The following is a 22000-nucleotide window of genomic DNA, read 5'->3' as shown; positions in this document are numbered from 1 at the left end:
CCTCTCCCGCAAGGGGAGAAGGGCATGAGTTTGGCCATCGACCTGCGCGACCCCTCATCCTTCCCGACCCGCCGCGTCGAGGCGTGGAAATATTCGGACCTGCGCCGTCATCTGCGCGAGGCGCCCGCGCCTTCGCCGTCGGCGACGGTGCCGCTGGTGGGGGGTGGGCCGTTCGAGGCGCTGGGCGGCGAGGCGATGGTGTTCGTCAATGGGCGCGCGGTGGGCGAGACCCAGCTGATGGTCTCCGGTGAGAAGACCGTGCGGCTGCGCCTGATCTCGCGGGCGGAGGGGACGGGGCACGCCCTGACAGCGCGCATCTCGGTGCGGGCGGGGGCGAAGCTGCTGCTGCTTGAGACCCACGAGGGCCACGGCTCGGCCTGGGTCGCGCACAACCGGCTGGAGCTGGACGTGGCGCGCGGCGCCGAGGTGACCCGGCTGGTGCTGACCGACGAGCCGGCGGACGCCATCTCGATCACCCAGGCGCTGGTGAAGGTCGAGGCGGGCGGGATCTATCGCCAGACGATCCTGACGACCGGCGCCAAGCTGCAACGTCAGGAGACGCAGCTGACGCATCGCGCGCAGGGCGCCGAGGTGCGGCTGGACGGGGTCTATGTCCTGTCGGGCGAGCGGCAGGCGGATCTGACCACCGTGGTCGATCATGTGGCCGCCAACGGCCTGACCAGCCAGCTGACCAAGGGTGTCGTCCGCGACACGGCGCGCGGAGTCTTCCAGGGCAAGATCGTGGTCGAGCGCGGGGCCGACGGCACCGATGCGCGGATGGGCCATCATGCCCTGATCCTGGGCGAACGGGCCGAGGTGGACGCCAAGCCGGAGCTGGAGATCTACGCTGACGACGTGCAGTGCGCGCATGGCAATACGGTGGGAAATCTGGACGAGAGCGCCCTGTTCTACATGCAGCAGCGCGGCCTGCCCGCCGACGAGGCGCGGGCCCTGCTGACCCAGGCCTTTCTGATCGAGGTGGTCGACCGGATCGAGCATGAGGGCGCGAGAGAGGTGGCGCGCATGTGGTTGGAGGCGAGGCTTTGACCGCCAAAGCGTCTCCCTTCCCCCTGGAGGGGGGAAGGGCCGGGGATGGGGGTGGAGGTGTGTCAGCCGCCGCTCAGCCCGGCGCGTCTGACACTGTGTTTGAACCCGCGTCCTCCACCCCCATCCCAACCCTTCCCCCCTCCAGGGGGAAGGGCTTTGACGTGGCAGCCGTTCGTTCGGAATTTCCCATCCTGTCGCGGACGGTGAACGGCAAGCCACTGGTCTATCTGGACTCGGCCGCCTCGGCGCAGAAGCCGCGGGTGGTGATCGACGCCATGACGGCGGCGATGGAGGGGTCCTACGCCAACGTCCATCGCGGCCTGCACACCCTGGCCAACGAGACGACCGAGGCCTTCGAGGCGGCGCGCGACAGCGTGGCGCGGTTCCTGAACGCCGAGGCGTCGTCCAACATCGTCTGGACCAAGGGCGGGACCGAGGCGATCAATCTGGTCGCGTCCGGCATCGGCCAGTCGATCCAGCCGGGCGACGAGATCATCGTCAGCCAGATGGAGCATCACTCCAACATCGTGCCCTGGCACATGCTGCGCGAGCGGCGCGGAGCGGTGCTGAAGTGGATCCCGGTGCTGGATGACGGCTCGCTGGACATGGCGGCCTACGCCGACCTGCTGGGCCCGAGGACGCGCATGGTCGCGGTGACCCACATGTCCAATGTGCTGGGCACCATCAATCCGGTGCAGGCGATCACGGAGATGGCGCACGCGGTCGGAACGCAGGTGCTGATCGATGGCTGTCAGGGGGCGGTGCACGCCGCGCCGGACGTGCAGGCCATCGGCTGCGACTTCTACGCCTTCACCGGCCACAAGCTGTACGGCCCGACCGGCATCGGCGCCCTGTACGGAACCGCCGGGGCGCTGGAGGCCCTGCCGCCGTATCAGGGCGGGGGCGAGATGATCGAGACGGTCACCGAGGACGCGGTTCGCTATGCCAGGCCCCCGCACAGGTTCGAGGCGGGGACGCCGCCGATCGTCGAGGCCATCGGCCTGGGCGCGGCCATCGAATGGCTGTCGCGGTTCGACCACGGCGCGGTCGCGGCGCATGAGCGGGCGGTCCATGACCACGCCCTGGCGCGGCTGGACGGCCTGAACTGGCTGAGGGTCATCGGGACGGCGGACGGGAAGGGGGCGATCCTGACCTTCACCGTCGAGGGGGCTCACGCCCATGACATCGCCCAGGTGATGGATCGCTACGGCGTCGCCGTGCGCGCCGGCCTGCACTGCGCCGAGCCGCTGGCGAAAAGGTTCGGCCTGACGTCGAGCGCCCGCGCCAGCTTCGCCCTATATAACACCCTCGAGGACGCCGACGCCTTCGCCGACGCCCTGATCAAGGCCCGTGAGTTCTTCGCATGAGTGACCCGACGACCCCGATTTCCGACACCCCGGCGTTCGCCGAAGCTTGGGACGCGCCGCAGAAGAGCGCCCTGGCCCAGGGTGAGATCGACCGCATGACGGACGACATCATCGAGGCGCTGAAGTCGGTGTACGACCCGGAAATCCCGGTCGACATCTATGAGCTGGGGCTGATCTACAAGGTCGACCTGTCCGACGATCGCGACGTGGCCATCGAGATGACCCTGACGGCGCCGGGTTGCCCCGTGGCGGGCGAGATGCCCGGCTGGGTCGAGGATGCGGTGAGAAAGGTGGAGGGCGTCCGATCGGTGCGCGCGGAACTGACTTTCGATCCGCCCTGGGATGCGTCCAAGATGAGCGACGAGGCCAAGCTGGCCCTGAACATGTTCTGATGGACCGTCCGATGACCGAGCTTCAGACCACGCCCCGTCCGCGCCGTCCGCGTCCCAAGGCCGTCAGCCTGACCGACGCCGCGGCGGCACGCGTGATCGAGATCATGGCCAACGCCGCCAGGCCCTGTGTGGGTCTGCGGGTCGGGGTGAAGAACGGCGGCTGTGCGGGCCAGGAATACACCTTCGCCTATGCGGAAGAGATCGCCCCGATGGACGAGGTGGTCGAGGACAAGGGCGTCACCATCCTGATCGACCCGAAGGCGATCCTGTTCCTGATCGGCTCGGAGATCGACTACGAGACGACGAAGCTGGCGTCGAAATTCGTGTTCCGGAATCCGAACCAGACCGACGCCTGCGGCTGTGGCGAGAGCGTCACCATCATTCCCGCCAAGGCGTTCGAGACCGACTGATGATCCGGCTGGAGGGGGTCACGAAGCGCTTTCATAGCGCGGCGGGCGAGCGCGTGGCGCTGAACGCGGTCGATTTGATGGTCGAGGCGGGCCAGGTGTTCGGCGTGGTCGGGCGCTCCGGGGCCGGAAAATCAACATTGATTCGAACCATCAACCTGCTGGAACGGCCGGACGCGGGCCGGGTGACGGTCGACGGGCAGGAGATGACGACGTTATCGCCGGCGGAGCTGCGCGCGGCGCGGCGGCGGATCGGCATGATCTTCCAGCATTTCAACCTGCTGAACGCGAAGACGGTAGCGGAGAACGTGGCCTTTCCGTTGCGGCTGGAGGGGCGGGCGTCGGCGGAGGTGGACCGGCGGGTGGCGGACCTGCTGGAACAGCTGGGTCTGTCGGAGCATGCGAGGAAGCATCCGGCGCAGCTGTCGGGCGGGCAGAAGCAGCGGGTGGGTATCGCCCGGGCCCTGGCCTGCGAGCCGGGCGTGCTGCTGTGCGACGAGGCGACCAGCGCCCTGGACCCTGAGACGACCGACGAAATCCTGACCCTGCTGGATCAGCTGAACCGCGACCTGAAGCTGACGATCGTGCTGATCACCCACCAGATGGAGGTGGTGCGCCGCGTCTGCGACCGGGTGGCGGTGCTGAAGGACGGGCGGGTGGTGGAGGAGGGGGCGACCGCCGACGTCTTCCTGCATCCGCGGCACGCCGCCACCCGCGCCATGCTGGCCGAGGGCGAGGAGGGGTTCGAGACCGCCGACGTGCCGCCCGGCGGCCGGCTGGCGAAGCTGACCTTCCGCGGCGGCTCGACCTATGAGCCCGAACTGAGCCGCGTCGCGCGGTCGGTCGGGGTGGACTATTCGATCCTGTCGGGCCGGATCAGCCGTATACGCGGCGAGCCCTACGGCCAGTTGGTCGTCGCCTTCACGGGCGGCGACGCCGAGGCGGCGGTGGCCCAGCTGACCGCGCGCGGCGTCACGGTGGAGGGGGTCTGATGGACGTCTTCTTCGCCAATATCGACTGGCCCGAAATCGCCCGGGCGTCGCGCGACACCCTGCTGATGCTGGGCGGGTCCATGGTGCTGACGGTGCTGTTCGGCATTCCGCTGGGCGTGCTGCTCTACCTGTCGGGCAGGGGGCGGCTGGCGGCCAATCCGGTGCTGAACGGCCTGCTGTCGCTGGTCGTCAACATCCTGAGGTCGGTGCCCTTCATCATCCTGCTGATCGTGATGCTGCCGGTGACGGTGTTGCTGGTGGGGACGTCGCTGGGCGTGGCCGGGGCCATTCCGCCGCTCGTCGTCGGCGCGGCGCCCTTCTACGCCCGACTGGTCGAGACGGCGCTGCGCGAGGTCGACAAGGGGGTGGTCGAGGCGACCCAGGCCATGGGCGGCTCGACCTGGCAGATCGTGACCCGCGCCCTGCTGCCCGAGGCCATGCCGGGCATCCTCGCCGGGGCGACCGTGACGGCCATCGCCCTGGTCAGCTATACCGCCATGGCCGGAGTCGTCGGCGCGGGCGGCCTCGGCGACCTGGCCATCCGCTTCGGCTACCAGCGCTTCCAGACCGATGTCATGGTGGTCACCGTCGTGCTGCTGCTGCTGCTGGTGCAGATTCTCCAGATGCTCGGCGACCGGCTGGTCGCCTCCGTTTCCCACCGCTGATCGTCCCGAAAGACCCGCCCATGATCCGTCGCTCGCTCCTGACCCTCGCCGCCGCCTCGCTGGTGCTCGCCGCCTGCGGACAGGGCGCTGACAGGAAGGCCGACGCCGATGCGCCGCTGATCGTCGGTGCGACGGCGGTGCCGCACGCGGAGATACTGGAGCATATCAAGCCGCTGCTGGCGGCCGAGGGTCTGCAGATCGAGATCAAGGTGTTCAACGACTACGTCCAGCCGAACACCCAGCTGATGGAGCGTCGGCTGGACGCCAACTATTTCCAGACCAAACCCTATCTGGACGAGTTCAACGCCTCGCGCGGGGCCGACCTGGTGACGGTGGCCGGAGTGCATGTCGAGCCGCTGGGGGCCTATTCGCGGCGCTTCCGCTCACTCGAGCAGTTGCCGAACGGGGCCGAGGTGGCCGTGCCGAACGACGCCTCCTCTATCGGGCGGTCGCTGATCCTGCTGCAGAAGGCGGGTCTGGTCCGGCTGAAGGACCCGGCTAATCCGCTGCAGACCCTGCGCGACATCGTCGACAATCCGAAGAACCTGCGCTTCCGCGAGCTGGAATCCGCGACCTTGCCGCGCGTGCTGGACCAGGTCGACATGGCCGTTATCAACACCAACTATGCGCTCGACGCCGGGCTGAAGCCCAGGACGGACGCCCTGGCGCTGGAAGGCGCCGACAGCCCCTATGTCAACTATCTGGTGGCGCGCCCCGACAACCGCGCCGACCCGCGCATCGCGACCCTGGCGGCCATGTTGCGCAGCCAGGCGGTCAAGGACTTCATCGCCGCCAGATACGACGGCGCGGTCATTCCGGCGGCCTGACGCATGGCCTATGATCCCGACTTCGGCGAATGGGTGCGCGAGCATTTCGCCGGGCTGGGCCCGATGCGGATCAAGCCGATGTTCGGGGCGGCGGCCGTCTATGCCGACGATCTGATCTGGGCCCTGCTGGACGACGGCGTCGTCTGGCTGAAGGTCGATGAGGAGAATGCGCCGGCGTTGCGCGCCGCCGGATCCCGCCAGTTCACCTATCCCACGAAGGACGGCCAGGTGATGAGCATGGCCTACTGGAGCCTGCCTGAGACCGCCGCCGACGATACCGACGAGGCGTTGGGCTGGGCGCGGGCGTCGATTGCGGCGGCGGTCCGCAAGGCGGCCAAGAAGCGGAAACCGAAAAAGCTCAAGCCGTGACTGGCGCGGCCTGGCCGGCGCGGGCGATCTCGTCCGCGGCGAGGACGCGAACGGCGGGCATCACCGGCTGACCGGTGGCCTCCGCGATCAGTTCAGCGGTCTTGCCTTCCACCGCGGCTTCCAGCCGGGAGAGGAATTCGTCCTTGTCCAGCCCGGTCGGGATAGGCTCGAGGAACTCCAGTGTCGCCGTGCCGGGGTTCTTGCGGAATTCCTCCCGCGGCCAGAACAGGCCCAGGTTGGTGGCCAGCGGGACCACCGGCATGTCGAAGTCGCGGTACATGTGCCAGACGCCCGAGCGGTAGCGGAATTTCTCTCCAACCCTGGCCAGATTGCCCTCGGGATAGATCAGGATCCTGCGGCCCGCGGCGTGGGCGTCGGCGGAACGGTGCTTCAGCGCCTCGCGGGCTTCGCGGCCGCCGCAGTTGTTGACGACGATGGCCCCCAGCTTGCGCAGCACCGTGCCGAGCAGCGGGAATTTTTCGAGGTGGTCGCCCGTGACGAAGGCGAGGTCGTCGAACTGGTCGTAGGTGGCGAAGCCGTCGCCCCAGCTCTGGTGTTTGGAGGCGATGATGAAGGCGCCGGCCGGCAATCGCTCACGGCCCCGGATCTGGAGGCGGATGCCGGCCAGCAGCCGCATGGCCTGGACCATGCGCTTCACATAGCGGCGGATGATCCAGCTGGTCGCGCCCCGTCCCGGTGCAAGCGCCGCGAAGGCGGCGGCCGAGGCGTAGACAATCGACAGGAGCCAGTAGGCGATGTTGAAGGCGAGGCTGCGCATCCGGCGACTATGGCGTGAATCGGGAGGCGGGAAAGGCCTCAGGCGGCCTTGGGCAGCCGTTCCGCGCACGACACGCGATTCCGGCCGCCGCGCTTCGACGCATAGAGGGCGGCGTCCGCCCGCTCGAGGAAGGCCGAGGCGGTCTCGCCCCGCCGCCGGACGGCGAAGCCCGCCGACACGGTCACGGCGCCCAGCTCATCGTTCGTTGAGCGGCGGCGAAGCGAGCGGGAGGCGATTTCCGTGCGGACGTTCTCGAGCGCGGCCTCGACCATGGCGACGCTCTCATAGGGGAAGACAATGGCGAATTCCTCGCCGCCGTAGCGGGCGGCGAAGCGGGGATTGGCGGCGGTGCGCCCCAGCACGCTGGCGACATAGCGCAGGACCTGGTCGCCGGTCTGGTGGCCCCAAGTGTCGTTGAACCGCTTGAAGAAGTCGATGTCGAGCACCGCCAGGGTCAGTGCGCCGCCCTCGGTCTCGGCGTGCTTGCAGGCCGCGGCGAGGTGTTCGTCGAAGGCCTTGCGGTTGGCGAGATCGGTCAGGGCATCGGTCATGGCGTCGCGGCGCACCATCTCGAGGTGCTGACGCAGGCGGACGACCTCCTGGGTGGAGACTTCCAGCTTCTTCTCGAGCGATTCGGTCTCATGCTGGGCCTGCCGGGTGGCGGTCGTCAGTCCCGAGACGATGGTCTGGAGCCCGTCGCCGTCGGCCGCCGCCTCGATGTTCGTCGCGGCCTGGTCAAGGGTCTGGCCATAGGCGGCCTGCGACCTGTGCGCCTCGGCGATGACGCTGGAGACGCTGGACAGCTCGCGGTCCAGCACCCGGCCGGCGTCGCGGATCTGTTCGGTCAGGCGGCCGCGGGGCAGGTGTTCCGCCGCAAGCCCGTCGGTGACCGCCTCCGTGAAGGGCTGGCCCGCCGCGGTCATACGCTGGATTTCGACGGCGAGGACGCTTTCGGGTTCGCCGAGCGCATGGGTCCAGAGTTCGAAATTCAGCGGCGTCGGCCAGACGCCGGCGGCTTCCATCGCGTCGATGACCTTGCGCGCAAGCCCATAGGCTTGCGGACTTCGCAGGGTGGTTTCGACCTTGGCCGTCATGCGTGTTTCCCCAGGCTCAAACCCGTGCGGCGATCCTGTGCCGTGAAGTTAGGCGGGGTTCCGTAACGACGGGTTAAATTGCGGGCCTGATCCGGAGATAGGCGAGCGTTTTCAACCCTTGATCGAAACGGGACGGCGCAGGAATGCGGGCACGTCGCCCTCGCCGAACGGACGGCCGTTCGAGCGTTCCGGCTGCGCGTCGGCGCGATCGCCGCGGCGATCCGACTGGCGCAGATGGGTTTCCTGCACGGGACGGTCCGACTGGACCGTCGGGACGGGCGCCGGGGCCGGGGCCGGGGTGGAGACGGGCTCGCGGTCGGCGGGCTTGCGCTCGGGGGCGGCGGCCTGGGTCTCGACCGCCGAAGCGGGTTTGGCGCTGCGGCGGCTGCGCGAGCGGCGGGCGGCCGGTGCGGCGGCGGCCTCGGGCGCGGCCACGGCTTCAGCGGAAGCCTCGACCGGAGCGGGGGCGTCAACCGGAACGGACGGTTCGGCCTGTGCGACCGGAGCGGCGTCAGCTTTCGATTCACTGCGGGCGCCGCGGCTGCGGCCCCGGGGCGGAGCCTTGTCGGACCTGTCGCTGTCGCGGGCGAGCGCCTTGCCGGGAGCGAAGTCGAGACCGTCGAGCACCAGTTCCTGCGGGTCCATCTTGATCAGCTTCAGGACCTTGTCGAGCGAGCGGTCGTCGCCCGGCGTCACGATCATGAAGGTCTGGCCCAGCTTGCCGGCGCGGCCGGTGCGGCCGATGCGGTGGACGTAGTCGTCGGCGTGGTGCGAGACGTCATAGTTGAAGACGTGGCTGACGTCGGGGATATCGAGGCCGCGCGCGGCGACGTCGGAGGCCACCAGCAGTTTCAGCTCGCCCGAGCGGAAGGCGGCCAGGGTCTTCATGCGCAGCGACTGATCCAGGTCGCCGTGGATCGGGGCGGCGTCGAAACCATGCTGTTTCAGCGACTTGGCGACGACGTCGACTTCGGATTTGCGGTTGCAGAAGACGATGCCGTTGCGCACGTCGGCGCGTCCGATCAGGGCGCGCAAGGCGGCGCGCTTGGCCTTGGGATCGCTGGTCGGGATGCGGACCAGATACTGGGTGATGGTCTCGGCCGTCATGGCGGGGCGCGAGGCCTCCAGCCGGGTCGGGTCCTTGAGGAACTGGGTCGTCAGCCGGGTGATCTCGGGCGGCATGGTGGCCGAGAAGAACAGGGTCTGGCGGCGCGGCGGCGTCAGTTTGAAGATGCGCTCGATGTCGGGGATGAAGCCCATGTCCAGCATCCGGTCGGCTTCGTCGATGACCATGATCTCGACGCCGTTGAGCATGACCTTGCCGCGCTCGAACAGGTCCAGCAGGCGGCCGGGCGTGGCGATCAGGACGTCGACGCCCTTGTTCAGCAGGGTCACCTGGTCGCCCATGGAGACGCCGCCGATCAGCAGGGCCCAGCTGAGCTTGGTGCCCTTGGCGTATTTCTCGAACGAGGAGGCGACCTGGTCGGCCAGTTCGCGGGTCGGGGCCAGGACGAGGGCCCGCGGCATGCGGGCCTTGGCGCGGCCCGACGACAGCCGGTCGATCATCGGCAGGGTGAAGGCGGCGGTCTTGCCGGTGCCGGTCTGGGCGATGCCAAGCACGTCGCGGCCGGCGAGGGCGACCGGGATGGCCGAGGCCTGGATGGGGGTGGCGGTGGTGTAGCCGGTGTCGGCGACAGCCTTGAGAGTCGTGGGCGAGAGGCCCAGCATGGAGAATTCGGTCATAGGTCCTTGGGACTGGAAGAAGGACGCCCCGCGCATCGGGCCGTCGTGCGATGTCGCGGAACCGCCCTGAATCTCTGGGCGAGCGGGCGGCGCGAATTCGCCAGTCCTGTCCCGAACGTGCGCCGGATATAGAAGCCCCCACCGCAGAGTCAACTATTCGTGCGCGGAGGAAGCGGGGCTTGGCATTCCATAAACGTTTGTTAATAGTTCGCGCCGGGAAGGGCTGAATGAGGGATCAGTATGCTGCGTACGCTTGGCGTCGCGACTCTTGCGGTCGCGTGTCTGATGGCCGGCTCTGTTCGGGCCGACATGAATTCCGCCTTCGGAAACACCGTGGTTTCGCGATACCCGGACGGGGGCTGGGTCAAGCACTGGTTCAATCCTGACGGCACCTACTCGGCCCAGTTTTCCGATGGCCGGCGGCTGGCGGCGCGCTGGTCGGTGAACGGCGAGCGCATCTGCCTGACGCATATGCGGCCCTATATGCTGGTGCCCCGCTTCTGCACCACCATGGTCGAGGCGTCTGTCGGCGAGACCTGGCAGTCGCGCGATCCGATGGGACGTCGCGTGCAGAACGTGCTGGTGGAGGGGCGGACGCCGTAGGGGCAGGGACGCTTCTCTTTACTGACGAAGCCGGGAGTTTATTCCTCGCACGCTGTCAAACCGTGCATCCCCGCCCTCGCGGGGGATGCACGGATCATTCCAGCGCTCGGTCTCCTCCCCAGGAATGGGGAGGAGACCGGGGCGTCAGCCGGGGTCGGCGGCCTGCTCGCGCATGCGGGCGGCGCCCTCTTCCATGCGGTCCGCGCCGCTTTCCATTTTCGGGATGGCGTCCAGCAGTTCCCGGTCGGTGACGGTTTGTCCGCGTTCACGGGCGCGGGCGATCTGTTCGGCGCGATAGGCCGGATCGCGCAGCTTGCGGGCCTCCTCGCGCATGTCGCGGGCGCCTTCGACCATCTGCTCCGCGCCCTCGCGCATCCGCACCCTGGCTTCAGCCAGCTGACGGCCGGCCTGGGCCCGCATCTCGTCGGCATTGGCGCGGGCGTGGGCCGCATGCTCGGCCAGGACCCGGGCATGGGCCGCGGAGCGCTCGGCCTGACGGGACAGGTTTGCATTGGCCCGGGCCATGGTCCGGGCTTCCGCTGCGTGGACACGGGCTTCGCGGGCCGTGACACGAGCCTGGGCGGCGGCTTGCCGCGCGGCGGCGACGGCGGTGCGGTGTTCCTCGCCCTGCCAGGCGGGGGCCTCCGGCGGGGCGGGCGGAGCAGGGGGCGCGGGAGGAGCCGGATGAGCCGGATGAGCGGGCGGGGCCGGGGGTGGCGGCGGGGCCGGCGGGGGCGCGACAACGGTCTGGGTCACAATCATCGGCGCCAGCGCGGCATAGGGAACAGTCGGAGCGGCCGGGGCCACAGGCCTGTGCCTGACGGAGAGCTCGACGGCGGCCAGGGGCGTCGCCACGCCCAGAAGGGCGCCGACGGCGACGATCATGACAACGGGGCGGGGCGAGGCGGGACGGCGGTTGGTCATGACCCTGGTGATCCTTTTTGCGAGAGAACGGGCCGGTCCGGTCATGCCGGTGGCGGCCACGGGGGTGAAGTCAGCGGCCAGGCCGAGCAGGGTGCGGGCGTAGGCCTCGGGCTCGACATGGCGCAGGGCGTCGGCGTCGGCCGCTTCCTCGGACAGGCGGCACAGCTCGGCCTGCAGCAACCAGACCAGCGGATTGAACCAGAACAGGGCCACCGCGACGCGGGACAGGGCGAGGAACAGCCAGTCCTGGCGGCGGATGTGGGCCAGTTCGTGGGCCAGGACCGCCTCGGCGTCACGCGGCTGTTTCAACTGGTCGGCGCCGATCAGGACCACGCCGGGTGGAGCGCCCCAGCTCAGGGGCGCGGCGATGCGGCCGGTCGCCAGCAGGCGCGGCGCGGACGCGCCGGCCAGCCGGGCCAGGGGCGCCGTCCAGGCGGGATCCGATACGACGTCGCCGGCGCGGGTCCAGCGGGCAAGGGTCAGGACGCCCAGGCCGAACCGCGCGAGGAGGACGGCGCCGCCGGCCCCCCAGGCCAGGGCGAGCCAGGTCGACCAGGCGGGCATTGTGGAGGACGGTGCGACCCCCGGCTCGCCTCCGGTCAGGGGGAGGATAAAGGTCTCCGCCGGCGAGGGCGCGGACGCCGCGGTCAGCCAGATCGTCAGGTCGGGCCCGGTCAGGGCGATGACGGGCACGACGACCAGCAGGACCACGGCGGCGCGCAGGAGCGTCACCCGTTCGGCCGGCGACCGTCCCCTGAGCAGCCATACAGCCGACAACGCCAGCCCGGCGACGAGGCTGGACTTGACCAGAAGGGACAGGAAGACGGCGGTCACGATCCCCGCTCCCGGGCTTTCTCGATGGCGCGTTGAAGCGCGGCCAGTTCGTCGGGCTTCAGTTTTTTCGTCAGGCCGAGCAGGGCCGTGGCGGCGCTGGCCGCCGAGCCGGCGAAGAAGGTGTCGACCAGACGGTTCAGGGCTCCGGCGGCGACCGTTTCGGGACGGGGGACGGGCGCATAGACATAGGCGCCCCCCTCGCTGTGGTGTCCGACCAGCCCCTTGGCCTCCAGCCGGGTCAGCAGGGTTCGCACGGCCGAGTCGCTGAGGGAGCCGGCCATGGCCTGACGCACCGCCGCCGCCGTGCCCTGTTCCAGCCGGCACAGGATCTCGAACACTTCGCGTTCACGCCGGGGGAGGGTTTCGATCATGCCGCGGGATTCCTGGTGAAGCGGGACTGCTACATATGTAGTGTTACGTTTGTAGCGGAAAAAGGCAAGACTGAGGCGCGGGGATGAAACCGCGGTAAGGTGCACTGTTTGTGAGGATGGGGGCGGGGGATCCGCGCCACCTCTCCGGTCAGGAGAAGTGGCGCGAGTGACGGGACTCGAACCCGCGACCTCCGGCGTGACAGGCCGGCACTCTAACCAACTGAGCTACACCCGCGTATCCCGGCCGCGGCGCTGAGGTGCGTCGCGGCGAGGGGCGTCGTTTAGGCGGGGGCGGCTCGCGCTGTCAAGCGACGAAAGACGGCGTCCGGAGAGTTTTTCCCGGGTTTCGGCGCCGTTCAGGCCGTTGCTGGAAGCGCCGAATAATCTGCGAACCATTCTCAAGAAAAACCTTTCGTCACACGGGTTTGAACGGGGGTTTGAACGGGCGCGGTTCAGCGGCTAGAAAGCGCCGAATCCGCCCCTCCCATCAAGGGCGGCCGAGGTCCCCCCGGATGAACGCATTCCTTCTCGAATATCTGCCGATCGTGATCTTTCTCGGGATCGCGGCGGTTCTCGGCCTCGGCTTTATGCTGGCGGCCTGGGTCCTGGCTCCGAAGAACCCCGACAGTGAGAAGCTGTCGGCCTATGAGTGCGGCTTCAACGCGTTCGACGACGCGCGGATGAAGTTCGATGTCCGCTTCTATCTGGTGTCGATCCTCTTCATCATCTTCGATCTGGAAGTGGCCTTCCTGTTCCCGTGGGCGGTGTCGATGTTCGACCTGTCGCAGGCGGGCATGGTGTTCGCCTTCTGGTCGATGATGGTTTTCCTGGGCGTCCTGACCGTCGGCTTCATCTACGAATGGAAGAAGGGCGCGCTCGAATGGGAGTGACGACCACGAACACCGTCCCGCTGATCGGCGTGGGCAACCAGGGCAGTTCGCCCGTGGCCCCGGGCGCGTCCTCGCGTCTGGCCGGGCCGATGAGCACGACCATGTTCAACACCGGCGCCCGTTCGTCGGTGGAGGGCTATGATCCGGCCATCCACGACAAATTCTTCGAGGCCGTGAACGCCGAGCTGGGCGAGCGTGGCTTCATCACCACCTCGCTGGACGACGTCATCAACTGGGCCCGGACGGGGTCGCTGATGTGGATGACGTTCGGTCTGGCCTGCTGCGCCGTGGAGATGATGCAGGCCTCGATGCCGCGCTTCGACATGGAGCGGTTCGGCATGGCTCCGCGCGCCAGCCCGCGCCAGTCCGACCTGATGATCGTGGCCGGCACCCTGACCAACAAGATGGCTCCGGCGCTGCGCAAGGTCTACGACCAGATGCCGGATCCGCGTTACGTGCTTTCGATGGGCTCGTGCGCCAATGGCGGCGGGTATTATCACTATAGTTACAGTGTTGTTCGTGGTTGCGATCGCGTTGTACCTGTCGACGTCTATGTGCCCGGCTGTCCGCCGACGGCGGAGGCGCTGCTGTACGGGCTGTTGCAGCTGCAGAAGAAGATCCGCCGCACCGGGACGATCGACCGATGAACGCACTCGCCCGTATTCAGGAGATCGAGACCGCCCTGACGCCGCTGGGCGCCGAGATGGTCGGCGAACTGGGCGTCGAGGCGCAGATCGCGTTCGGCGAGCTGACGCTGATCGCGACGCGCGCCAACATCCTGTCGGTGCTGACGGCGCTGAAGGACCGGTTCGGCTTCCATCAGCTGCTGGACCTGTGCGGGGTCGACTTCCCTGACCGGGCCGAGCGGTTCGAGGTGGTCTATCACCTGCTGTCGATGACGCGGAACGCGCGGGTGCGGGTCAAGCTGTCGACCGACGAGGTCCAGCCCGTCCCGAGCGCCGTGGGCGTCTTCCCCTGCGCCGACTGGTTCGAGCGCGAGGCGTTCGACATGTACGGCATCCTGTTCGAGGGCCATCCGGACTTGCGCCGGCTGCTGACCGACTACGGCTTCCAGGGGCATCCGCTGCGCAAGGACTTCCCCATGACCGGCTATGTCGAGGTGCGGTACGACGAGGAGCAGAAGCGGGTGGTCTATGAGCCCGTCAAACTGACCCAGGAGTTCCGCAATTTCGACTTCCTGTCGCCGTGGGAGGGCGCGGAATATCCGCTGCCGGTCCTGCCGGGCGACGAGAAGGCGCAAGGCCTGGCGGGGAGCAAGGCCTGATGGCTGACGGACACAACACCCCCCTGCCGATCGGCGCCACCGACGTGTTCGACGACGGCCTGACCGACCACGCCCGGGCGCTGGACGACCGCAAATTCACGATCAATTTCGGCCCGCAGCATCCGGCCGCGCACGGCGTGCTGCGTCTGGTGCTGGAGCTGGACGGCGAACTGGTCACCCGCGTCGATCCGCATATCGGCCTGCTGCACCGCGGCACCGAGAAGCTGATGGAGGCGCGGACCTATCTGCAGAACGTGCCCTATCTGGATCGTCTCGACTATGTCGCGCCGATGAACCAGGAGCACGCCTTCTGCCTGGCCATCGAGAAGCTGCTGGGCGTGGACGTGCCGTACCGGGCCCAGCTGATCCGGGTGCTGTATTCCGAGATCGGCCGCATCCTCTCGCACCTGTTGAACGTGACCACCCAGGCCATGGACGTCGGCGCCCTGACGCCGCCGCTGTGGGGCTTCGAGGAACGCGAGAAGCTGATGGTGTTCTACGAGCGCGCCTCGGGCGCCCGTCTGCACGCCAACTATTTCCGGCCCGGCGGCGTCCACCAGGACCTGCCCAACGAACTGATCGACGACATCGGCCGCTGGTGCGCGGAATTCCCGGCGGCGCTGAAGGACATCGAGTCCCTCGTCACCGAGAACCGCATCTTCAAACAGCGCAACGTCGACATCGGCGTGGTGTCGAAACAGCAGGCGCTGGACTGGGGCTTCACCGGGGTGATGCTGCGCGGCTCGGACATTCCGTGGGACCTGCGCAAGTCGCAACCGTACGAATGCTACGCCGACCTCGAGTTCGACATCGCCGTGGGCAAGAACGGCGACTGCTGGGACCGTTACCTGTGCCGCATCGAGGAGATGAAGCAGTCGGTGCACATCATGGAGCAGTGCATCCACAAACTGCGCAACTGCCCCGGCGAGCCGGTGATGACCGAGGACAACAAGGTCGTCCCGCCCAAACGCGGCGAGATGAAGCGCTCGATGGAAGCGCTGATCCACCACTTCAAACTCTACACCGAGGGCTTCAAGACGCCCGAGGGCGAGGTCTACGCCTCGGTCGAGGCGCCCAAGGGCGAGTTCGGCATCTATCTGGTCAGCGACGGCACCAACAAGCCGTACCGGGTCAAGATCTCGGCCCCGGGCTTCCGCTCGCTGCAGGCCATGGACTGGATGAACCGCGGCCACATGCTGGCGGACGTGTCGGCCATCCTCGGCTCGCTGGATATCGTGTTCGGAGAAGTGGATCGGTGACGGCTTTCGCCGTCGATCCGATCTTCACCGCCACCCAGGCGATCTGGTTCGCCGCATTTCTGGCGGTCGTCCTCGCGACGCAGGTCGCATTTTCGCCGAAGCGGCGGGCGATCATGGGCGGGCTGAAATTCGCCCTGGCCAGCGCCGTCGTCGCCGCGCCGGGCATTGCCGGGATCACCCTGGTCCGCGGCGCGTACAAGCTGGGTTACCTGGAAGCGGGCCGGGGCTTCTGGGAGGCCAACCTGCGCTCGATCGTGTGGATGAGCGGCGCTATCTTCGCCGGCCAGATGGCCGTGCGGTTTCTGCCGCCGATGGCGTGGCTGTCGCGGGAACTGCGCGACGCCGACCGGGCCGTATGGAGCGAGCGCCTCGGCCGCTGGATGGGGAGCGCGCGATGAGCGGCAAACCCCTGAGCGATCTCGTCCGGCAGGGTTGGTCGGTGGTCGCCTATTCGGCCACCGACATGAGCGGCGAGACCTATCAGCACAATGTACTGCTGACCCGTCAGGGCCAGCACCGCATCCTGACCCTGCGCAAGAAGATGATCGGCGAGGGGCTCGTCGTCTCGGAACTCGACATCTGACGAACCCGGCTCGGCGTGCGGGCCCTAGTTGCGCGGTCGCTGGGCGACGGCGCCGGTCGGGCGAGCCGGGCTGGCCGGCTCGCGCGTGGCCCAGCCCGCCGCCCCGCCGTAGAAGCCGGTCGCCACGGCCGTCCGACCGTCCGCGGACACGGCGAGGTCCACGGTGATGGCGCGTGACAGCCGGGCGATATTCCCCGGCTGCGCCGTGCATGCGATCCACCGACCCCAACCCGAGGATCCAAACGCCAGCGGAACGCCGGCCACATAGGCCGGAAAGGGGTCCGATGTGGAGGCGTAGAACACCAGCCCACGCTGTGCGGATTGGTTCGGCGCCCCGTCGCGGAAATCCAGGACGCCCGTAACGACCTGGGCGGGCGAGCCCCCCTCAACATGAAAGAGCCAACGACCGCCCGCGAGTTGCTCGCAGGGTCCGGCCAGGGCGGGCGCGGCGGCCAGCAAGGCGGCGGAGCCGATAACGACGGCTAGGACTCTGGACATGGCGCGCTCCCCCGCCCGGGCTGCGCGCGGGCCAGAAGGCCAGGCGAGCGGACGGCATGAGAGACAGGGCAGGTTTGCGACAGTTCGTCAAACGGCATCCGGTGAACGATGTCGCGTGAGAGGCGGGCGGGCCCGGGCCGGGTCGCCGCTTTGCGCGCGTCCCGAACTCTTGCCGCGCGTGTGGAACTGGGTGGCCCGGACGACTTGCGGGCCTCGTTCAGGAGGGGCTAGAGAAGGCCGCGCCTCACCAGCCCCCTTCACGCGAGTCTTCCCGCCCCATGTCCGTTCGTCGTCTCGCCAAGGAACAGCCGGCTTCGTTCGCCTTCTCGAAGGCGACGAAGGCCAAATGCGACTGGTGGATCGCCAAATATCCCGAGAATCGGCGTCAGTCCGCGGTGATCCCGATTCTGTGGCTGGTTCAGAAGCAGGAGGGCTGGGTCTCCGAGCCCGCCATCCGCACCATCGGCGAGTTGCTGGGCATGCCCTATATCCGGGTGCTGGAGGTCGCGACCTTCTACACCATGTTCATGCTGGAACCGGTCGGCACGGCGGCCCTGATCCAGGTCTGCGGCACCACGCCCTGCATGCTGCGCGGGGCCGGGGACCTGATGAAGGTCTGCAAGGACAGGATCGGGCCCAGGGACACGCTGAGCGCCGATGGCCGCTTCACCTGGCAGGAGGTCGAATGCCTGGGCGCCTGCGCCAATGCGCCGATGGCCCAGATCAACGACTACTATTTCGAGGACCTGACCGCCGAGACCATGGGCCAGATCATCGACGACTTCGCGGCGGGCAAGAAGCCGAAGCCCGGAAGCCGCGTCGGCCGCGCCAGCTCGGAACCGGAGGGCGGGGCCCTGACCCTGACCGATCCGAAGCTGTACGACGGCGCGGCCGCCAAGCCGATCAAAAAGCTGCCCAACAGCGATCCGGTGGTCGCATGAGTCGCCCCGATCTGACGGACGACGCGAAGATCGCCGAATACCGCGCCGAACTGCGCGCGGTCGGCCGCAACCAGCGGCTGGCCGGGTTCGCCCTGGTCATCCTGGGCGCCATCGCCGTCTGGAGCGCTTCCTTTGCCGGCGCCGCGGCCCAGATGGTGCAATGGGCGGGCTACGCCGCCCTGGCCGTGGGCTGGGCCCTGATGCTGGCCGCCATCTTCCTGCGCACCCGCTATCACCGCCACCGCATGCGGGAGACGAACTGACCATGGTCGGAATCCTCGAAGACAAGGACCGTATCTTCACCAATCTGTACGGGCTCCAGGACTGGGGTCTGGAGGGTGCGAAGAAGCGCGGCGCGTGGAACGCGACCAAGGACATGCTCGACCTCGGTCGGGACTGGATCATCGCCAACGTCAAGAATTCGGGCCTGCGCGGACGCGGCGGGGCCGGCTTCTCGACGGGTCTGAAGTGGTCCTTCATGCCCAAGGAGGTGAAGGACCGGCCGCACTATCTGGTCGTGAACGCCGACGAATCCGAACCCGGGACCTGCAAGGACCGGGAGATCATGCGCCACGATCCGCAGCTGCTGATCGAGGGCTGTCTGATCGCCAGCTTCGCCATGCAGGCCCACGCTTGCTACATCTATCTGCGCGGCGAATATGTGCTGGAACGCGAGCGCATGGAGGCGGCGGTCAAACAGGCCTATGAGGCCCGGCTGATCGGCAAGAACAACATCCATGGCTGGGATTTCGACGTCTATATCCACCACGGCGCCGGGGCCTATATCTGCGGCGAGGAGACGGCCCTGCTGGAGTCGCTGGAGGGCAAGAAGGGCCAGCCGCGACTGAAGCCGCCGTTCCCGGCCGGCGCCGGCCTGTACGGCTGCCCGACCACGGTCAACAACGTCGAGTCGATCGCGGTGGTGGGCACCATCCTGCGCCGCGGGGCCGAGTGGTTCGCGGGCTTCGGCCGGCCGAACAACACCGGCACCAAGATCATGTCGATCAGCGGCCATGTGAACCGGCCGTGCAATGTCGAGGAGGCGATGTCGATCCCGCTGCGTCAGCTGCTGGAAGACCATTGCGGCGGCGTGCGCGGCGGCTGGGACAATCTGAAGGCCATCATCCCCGGCGGCTCTTCGGTGCCCCTGATCACGCGCGAGATGAGCGAAACCGCGCTGATGGATTTCGACAGCCTGCGCGAGATGAAGTCGGGCCTCGGCACGGCGGCGGTGATCGTCATGGACCAGTCGACCGATCTGGTCCGCGCCATCGCTCGCATCAGCTATTTCTACAAGCACGAGAGCTGCGGCCAGTGCACGCCGTGCCGCGAGGGCACGGGCTGGATGTGGCGCGTGCTGGAGCGGATGGCCGTCGGCGAGGCCGATCCGTCCGAGATCGACCTGCTGCTGGACGTCTCGACCCAGATCGAGGGTCACACCATCTGCGCCCTCGGCGACGCCGCCGCCTGGCCGGTGCAGGGCCTGATCCGGCATTTCCGTCACGAGATCGAGGAGCGGATTTCCTCCTACCGCAGCCGCCGCGCGAATTTCGCCGGCCATGCGATCGCGGCGGAGTAGGGATGCGCGCACTGGTCGTCATGTTCGGGGCTGCCGTCGCTCTCGCCGCTTGCGGCGAGCGCGCGGACGCGCCCGCGCCGACGCCGGCGGAAAAGGTCTCGGCGGTGAACCCGGCGTCGGACGCCGAGGCCAGCGTGCCGGTCGTGCTGACGGCCGCCAACCTGCGCCGGGTGTGCCGGGCCGGTCTGGCTGCGATCCACGGACAAGGCCTGCGGGACATTCAGATCGACGGACTGGAAGGCCAGGTCGTCAACGCCTCGTGGCGCGCGCCGGTCGACGGCGGACGCCGCCGGGCCCAGTGCCGGGTCGACGGCGATATCGTCACCTGGAAGCCGGTCGGCGCCACCAACCCTGATCAGGACCGCTGGATGAACCAGTCCGGCGACCCGGTGACGCGCTTCGTCCTTGACGGCGACGCCATCACCATCAACACGACGCTCCCCGATGGGAGCACCGCGACGGAAGAGTATTCCGTGGCTGCTGAGCAAGAGGCCCGCTGATGCCCGTCGCCAAGGTCAACGGCGTAGAAACCGAGTTCGAGCCCGGCATGACCGTGCTTCAGGTCGCCGAGCGCGCCGGGCACGAGATTCCGCGCTTCTGCTATCATGAGCGGCTGTCGATCGCCGGCAACTGCCGCATGTGCCTGGTCGAGGTGAAGCCCGGACCGCCGAAGCCGCAGGCGTCGTGCGCCCTGCCGGCCGCCGAGGGCCAGGAGATCTTCACCGACACGCCGATGGTCAAGAAGGCGCGCGAAGGGGTGATGGAGTTCCTGCTCATCAACCACCCGCTGGACTGCCCGATCTGCGACCAGGGCGGCGAGTGCGACCTGCAGGACCAGTCGGTCGGCTATGGCCGCGACGGCTCGCGCTACGCCGAGAACAAGCGCGCGGTCGAAGAAAAGAACATGGGTCCGACGGTCAAGACCTTCATGACCCGCTGCATCCAGTGCACGCGCTGCGTCCGCTTCATCACCGAGGTCGCGGGCGTGCCGGACATCGGCATGATCTCGCGCGGCGAGGACGCCGAGATCACCACCTATCTCGAGAAGAACATCGACAGCGAACTGTCGGGCAACGTCAACGACCTGTGCCCCGTCGGCGCCCTGACCCACCGGCCGTGGCAATACCACTATCGCCCGTGGGAGCTGAAGAAGACCGAGACCATCGACGTCATGGACGCCCTGGGCTCGAACATCCGCGCCGATTCCAAGGGCGCCGAGGTGATGCGCGTGCTGCCGCGCGTCAACGAAGGCATCAACGAGGAGTGGCTGTCGGACATCAGCCGCTACGCCGTCGACGGCCTGCAGCGCCAGCGGCTGGACCAGCCCTATGTGCGCGATTCATCAGGCCGCCTCCAACCCGCGACGTGGGATGAGGCGCTGAACGCCGTGGCCGGCAAGCTGAAGGCGGCCTCGGCCGACCGGATCGGCGTCATCGCCGGCGACCTGCAGGACGCGGAATCGATGAAGGCGGCGCTGGACCTGTTCCGCGCCCTGGGTTCGGCCAACACCGACTGCCGTCAGGACGGGTCGGCCCTGGGCTATGGTCCGCGCGAGAGCTGGCTGTTCAACTCGGGACTGGCCGGGGTGGAAAAGGCCGACGCGGTGCTGATCGTCGGGTCCAACCCGCGCACCGAGGCGCCGCTGCTGAACGCCCGCCTGCGCAAGGCGTGGTTGGCGGGGACCAGCGAGATCGGTCTGATCGGCGAACAGGCCGATCTGACCTATGAATACAGCTACCTGGGCGCGGGTTCGAAGACGCTGGGCAAACTGCCCAAGGCGGCGCTGGATGCGCTGACCAAGGCCGAGCGGCCGGCGATCATCGTCGGCGGCGGTGCGCTGTCGGGCGCCGGCGGACCGGCGGTGCTGAACGCGATCGGCGCCCTGGCGAAGAAGGTCGGCGCGGTCGTCGAGGGCTGGAACGGCTTCAATGTGCTGCACACGGCCGCCTCGCGGGTGGCCGGTCTGGACATGGGCTTCGTGCCGGCGGCCGGCGGCAAGACGGCCGGCGAGATGCTGAAGCCCGGCGCGCTGGACGTGCTGTTCCTGCTGGGCGCGGACGAGGTCGAGCCGACGGCGTCGGACGCCTTCCGCGTCTATCTGGGCAGCCACGGCGACCGCGGCGCGCACGGGGCGGACGTGATCCTGCCGGGCGCGGCCTATACCGAGAAGTCGGGCCTGTATGTGAACACCGAGGGCCGGGTGCAGATGGCCGAACGCGTCGTCTTCCCCAAGGGCCAGGCCAAGGAAGACTGGGCCATCCTGCGGGCGCTGTCGGCGCGCGTGGGCCAGACCCTGCCGTACGACACCCTCGACGCCCTGCGCTCGAAGCTGATGGCGGATCATCCGACGTTTGGCCGCATCGACTACCTGCCGGCGGCCGCGTCGTTCGACGTGGGTTCGCTGGGCAAGAAGGGCGATCTGGGCGACGTGGCCTTCAGTTCGTCCGTTCGCGACCCCTATCTGAACAACCCGATCACGCGCGCCAGCGTGACCATGGCCGAGCTGTCCGCCCTGCGGGTGGCGCCGGTCGCGATGGCGGCGGAGTAAGGAC

Annotated in this window: 26 protein-coding genes and 1 tRNA gene; 20 read left to right on the top strand and 7 right to left on the bottom strand. The window is 68.3% G+C overall.

Translation table 11 applies throughout. From position 1 onward, the window contains the following. The first annotated feature begins 24 nt into the window (after positions 1–24). From sufD to PSV23_RS09035, 8 genes are all read left to right on the top strand, one after another. Positions 25–1047: a Fe-S cluster assembly protein SufD gene (gene sufD / locus PSV23_RS09070; RefSeq protein ID WP_300468058.1), complete on the top strand. Its 1023-nt coding sequence runs from the start codon at positions 25–27 to the stop codon at positions 1045–1047. 161 nt (positions 1048–1208) lie between these two features. Next, positions 1209–2414: a cysteine desulfurase gene (locus PSV23_RS09065; protein ID WP_300468056.1), complete on the top strand. Its 1206-nt coding sequence runs from the start codon at positions 1209–1211 to the stop codon at positions 2412–2414. Between the two features lie 95 nt (positions 2415–2509). Then, positions 2510–2806 (top strand): SUF system Fe-S cluster assembly protein, encoded by a 297-nt coding sequence (locus PSV23_RS09060; protein WP_300468192.1) that lies wholly within the window; start codon positions 2510–2512, stop codon positions 2804–2806. A gap of 11 nt (positions 2807–2817) precedes the next feature. Further along, entirely contained in the window at positions 2818–3216 is a 399-nt protein-coding gene (locus tag PSV23_RS09055; protein ID WP_300468054.1) for an iron-sulfur cluster assembly accessory protein, read from the top strand. Next, on the top strand, positions 3216–4205 hold the full coding sequence (locus tag PSV23_RS09050; protein ID WP_300468052.1) for a methionine ABC transporter ATP-binding protein: 990 nt from the start codon (positions 3216–3218) through the stop codon (positions 4203–4205). Before PSV23_RS09055 ends, PSV23_RS09050 begins: the two co-directional genes overlap by 1 nt. Further along, positions 4205–4870: a methionine ABC transporter permease gene (locus tag PSV23_RS09045; RefSeq protein WP_300468050.1), complete on the top strand. Its 666-nt coding sequence runs from the start codon at positions 4205–4207 to the stop codon at positions 4868–4870. The genes PSV23_RS09050 and PSV23_RS09045 overlap by 1 nt, the downstream gene beginning before the upstream one ends. Positions 4871–4890: 20 nt before the next feature. Then, complete coding sequence (locus PSV23_RS09040; protein ID WP_300468048.1) at positions 4891–5697, top strand: MetQ/NlpA family ABC transporter substrate-binding protein; 807 nt, start codon at positions 4891–4893, stop codon at positions 5695–5697. A gap of 3 nt (positions 5698–5700) precedes the next feature. Continuing rightward, positions 5701–6066 carry a TfoX/Sxy family protein gene (locus PSV23_RS09035; RefSeq protein WP_300468046.1) on the top strand — a complete coding sequence of 122 codons (366 nt, stop codon included), beginning with the start codon at positions 5701–5703 and terminating at the stop codon, positions 6064–6066. Here the strand turns inward: PSV23_RS09035 and PSV23_RS09030 are convergent. From PSV23_RS09030 to PSV23_RS09020, 3 genes are all read right to left on the bottom strand, one after another. After that, positions 6056–6844 carry a lysophospholipid acyltransferase family protein gene (locus tag PSV23_RS09030; RefSeq protein ID WP_300468044.1) on the bottom strand — a complete coding sequence of 263 codons (789 nt, stop codon included), beginning with the start codon at positions 6842–6844 and terminating at the stop codon, positions 6056–6058. The two genes, PSV23_RS09035 and PSV23_RS09030, sit on opposite strands and share 11 nt — an antisense overlap. Before the next feature lie 38 nt (positions 6845–6882). Further along, positions 6883–7938, bottom strand: a complete 1056-nt coding sequence (locus PSV23_RS09025; protein WP_300468042.1) for a GGDEF domain-containing protein — start codon at positions 7936–7938, stop codon at positions 6883–6885. A gap of 111 nt (positions 7939–8049) precedes the next feature. Continuing rightward, on the bottom strand, positions 8050–9681 hold the full coding sequence (locus PSV23_RS09020; protein WP_300468040.1) for a DEAD/DEAH box helicase: 1632 nt from the start codon (positions 9679–9681) through the stop codon (positions 8050–8052). A gap of 240 nt (positions 9682–9921) precedes the next feature. Here PSV23_RS09020 and PSV23_RS09015 point away from each other — a divergent pair, with 240 nt between their 5' ends. Further along, a complete protein-coding gene (locus PSV23_RS09015) occupies positions 9922–10284 on the top strand; it encodes a hypothetical protein (RefSeq protein ID WP_300468038.1) in 363 nt (120 codons plus the stop codon). A gap of 144 nt (positions 10285–10428) precedes the next feature. On the opposite strand, the gene PSV23_RS09010 is transcribed toward PSV23_RS09015, so the two are convergent. The 3 genes from PSV23_RS09010 to PSV23_RS09000 all read right to left on the bottom strand — a co-directional run bounded on the left by PSV23_RS09010 (position 10429) and on the right by PSV23_RS09000 (position 12648). Continuing rightward, a complete protein-coding gene (locus PSV23_RS09010) occupies positions 10429–12042 on the bottom strand; it encodes a M56 family metallopeptidase (RefSeq protein ID WP_300468036.1) in 1614 nt (537 codons plus the stop codon). Further along, on the bottom strand, positions 12039–12413 hold the full coding sequence (locus tag PSV23_RS09005; protein ID WP_300468034.1) for a BlaI/MecI/CopY family transcriptional regulator: 375 nt from the start codon (positions 12411–12413) through the stop codon (positions 12039–12041). Before PSV23_RS09005 ends, PSV23_RS09010 begins: the two co-directional genes overlap by 4 nt. Positions 12414–12571: 158 nt before the next feature. After that, positions 12572–12648 (bottom strand) — tRNA-Asp (locus PSV23_RS09000). 277 nt (positions 12649–12925) lie between these two features. On the opposite strand from PSV23_RS09000, the gene PSV23_RS08995 reads away from it, so the two are divergent. Genes PSV23_RS08995 through PSV23_RS08970 form a run of 6 tightly spaced genes read left to right on the top strand, consistent with a single transcriptional unit; the run spans position 12926 to position 16430 of the window. Continuing rightward, positions 12926–13303 carry an NADH-quinone oxidoreductase subunit A gene (locus PSV23_RS08995; RefSeq protein WP_298100386.1) on the top strand — a complete coding sequence of 126 codons (378 nt, stop codon included), beginning with the start codon at positions 12926–12928 and terminating at the stop codon, positions 13301–13303. After that, positions 13273–13950 carry an NADH-quinone oxidoreductase subunit B family protein gene (locus PSV23_RS08990; protein WP_370461032.1) on the top strand — a complete coding sequence of 226 codons (678 nt, stop codon included), beginning with the start codon at positions 13273–13275 and terminating at the stop codon, positions 13948–13950. Before PSV23_RS08995 ends, PSV23_RS08990 begins: the two co-directional genes overlap by 31 nt. A gap of 23 nt (positions 13951–13973) precedes the next feature. Next, entirely contained in the window at positions 13974–14588 is a 615-nt protein-coding gene (locus PSV23_RS08985; protein ID WP_370461037.1) for an NADH-quinone oxidoreductase subunit C, read from the top strand. Continuing rightward, entirely contained in the window at positions 14588–15847 is a 1260-nt protein-coding gene (locus PSV23_RS08980) for an NADH-quinone oxidoreductase subunit D (protein WP_300468030.1), read from the top strand. Before PSV23_RS08985 ends, PSV23_RS08980 begins: the two co-directional genes overlap by 1 nt. Continuing rightward, positions 15844–16245: a hypothetical protein gene (locus PSV23_RS08975; protein ID WP_300468028.1), complete on the top strand. Its 402-nt coding sequence runs from the start codon at positions 15844–15846 to the stop codon at positions 16243–16245. Before PSV23_RS08980 ends, PSV23_RS08975 begins: the two co-directional genes overlap by 4 nt. After that, positions 16242–16430 (top strand): hypothetical protein, encoded by a 189-nt coding sequence (locus PSV23_RS08970; protein ID WP_300468026.1) that lies wholly within the window; start codon positions 16242–16244, stop codon positions 16428–16430. The genes PSV23_RS08975 and PSV23_RS08970 overlap by 4 nt, the downstream gene beginning before the upstream one ends. A gap of 24 nt (positions 16431–16454) precedes the next feature. On the opposite strand, the gene PSV23_RS08965 is transcribed toward PSV23_RS08970, so the two are convergent. Further along, positions 16455–16928, bottom strand: a complete 474-nt coding sequence (locus PSV23_RS08965) for a hypothetical protein (protein ID WP_300468024.1) — start codon at positions 16926–16928, stop codon at positions 16455–16457. A 278-nt stretch (positions 16929–17206) separates the two neighbouring features. On the opposite strand from PSV23_RS08965, the gene nuoE reads away from it, so the two are divergent. From nuoE to nuoG, 5 genes are read left to right on the top strand one after another with little or no spacing between them, the layout of a single operon-like run. Next, positions 17207–17869 carry an NADH-quinone oxidoreductase subunit NuoE gene (gene nuoE / locus PSV23_RS08960; RefSeq protein WP_300468022.1) on the top strand — a complete coding sequence of 221 codons (663 nt, stop codon included), beginning with the start codon at positions 17207–17209 and terminating at the stop codon, positions 17867–17869. Beyond that, on the top strand, positions 17866–18132 hold the full coding sequence (locus PSV23_RS08955; protein WP_300468020.1) for a hypothetical protein: 267 nt from the start codon (positions 17866–17868) through the stop codon (positions 18130–18132). Before nuoE ends, PSV23_RS08955 begins: the two co-directional genes overlap by 4 nt. A gap of 2 nt (positions 18133–18134) precedes the next feature. Further along, a complete protein-coding gene (gene nuoF, locus PSV23_RS08950; RefSeq protein ID WP_300468018.1) occupies positions 18135–19448 on the top strand; it encodes an NADH-quinone oxidoreductase subunit NuoF in 1314 nt (437 codons plus the stop codon). A gap of 2 nt (positions 19449–19450) precedes the next feature. Next, positions 19451–19948 carry a hypothetical protein gene (locus tag PSV23_RS08945; RefSeq protein ID WP_300468016.1) on the top strand — a complete coding sequence of 166 codons (498 nt, stop codon included), beginning with the start codon at positions 19451–19453 and terminating at the stop codon, positions 19946–19948. Beyond that, on the top strand, positions 19948–21996 hold the full coding sequence (gene nuoG, locus PSV23_RS08940) for an NADH-quinone oxidoreductase subunit NuoG (protein WP_300468014.1): 2049 nt from the start codon (positions 19948–19950) through the stop codon (positions 21994–21996). Before PSV23_RS08945 ends, nuoG begins: the two co-directional genes overlap by 1 nt. Positions 21997–22000: the final 4 nt, after the last annotated feature.

This window comes from Brevundimonas sp. (assembly GCF_029946145.1).
Classification (GTDB): Bacteria; Pseudomonadota; Alphaproteobacteria; order Caulobacterales; family Caulobacteraceae; genus Brevundimonas.
Note: the sequence above shows the minus strand (reverse complement) of the source record. Positions and strands in the feature narration are given on the sequence as shown.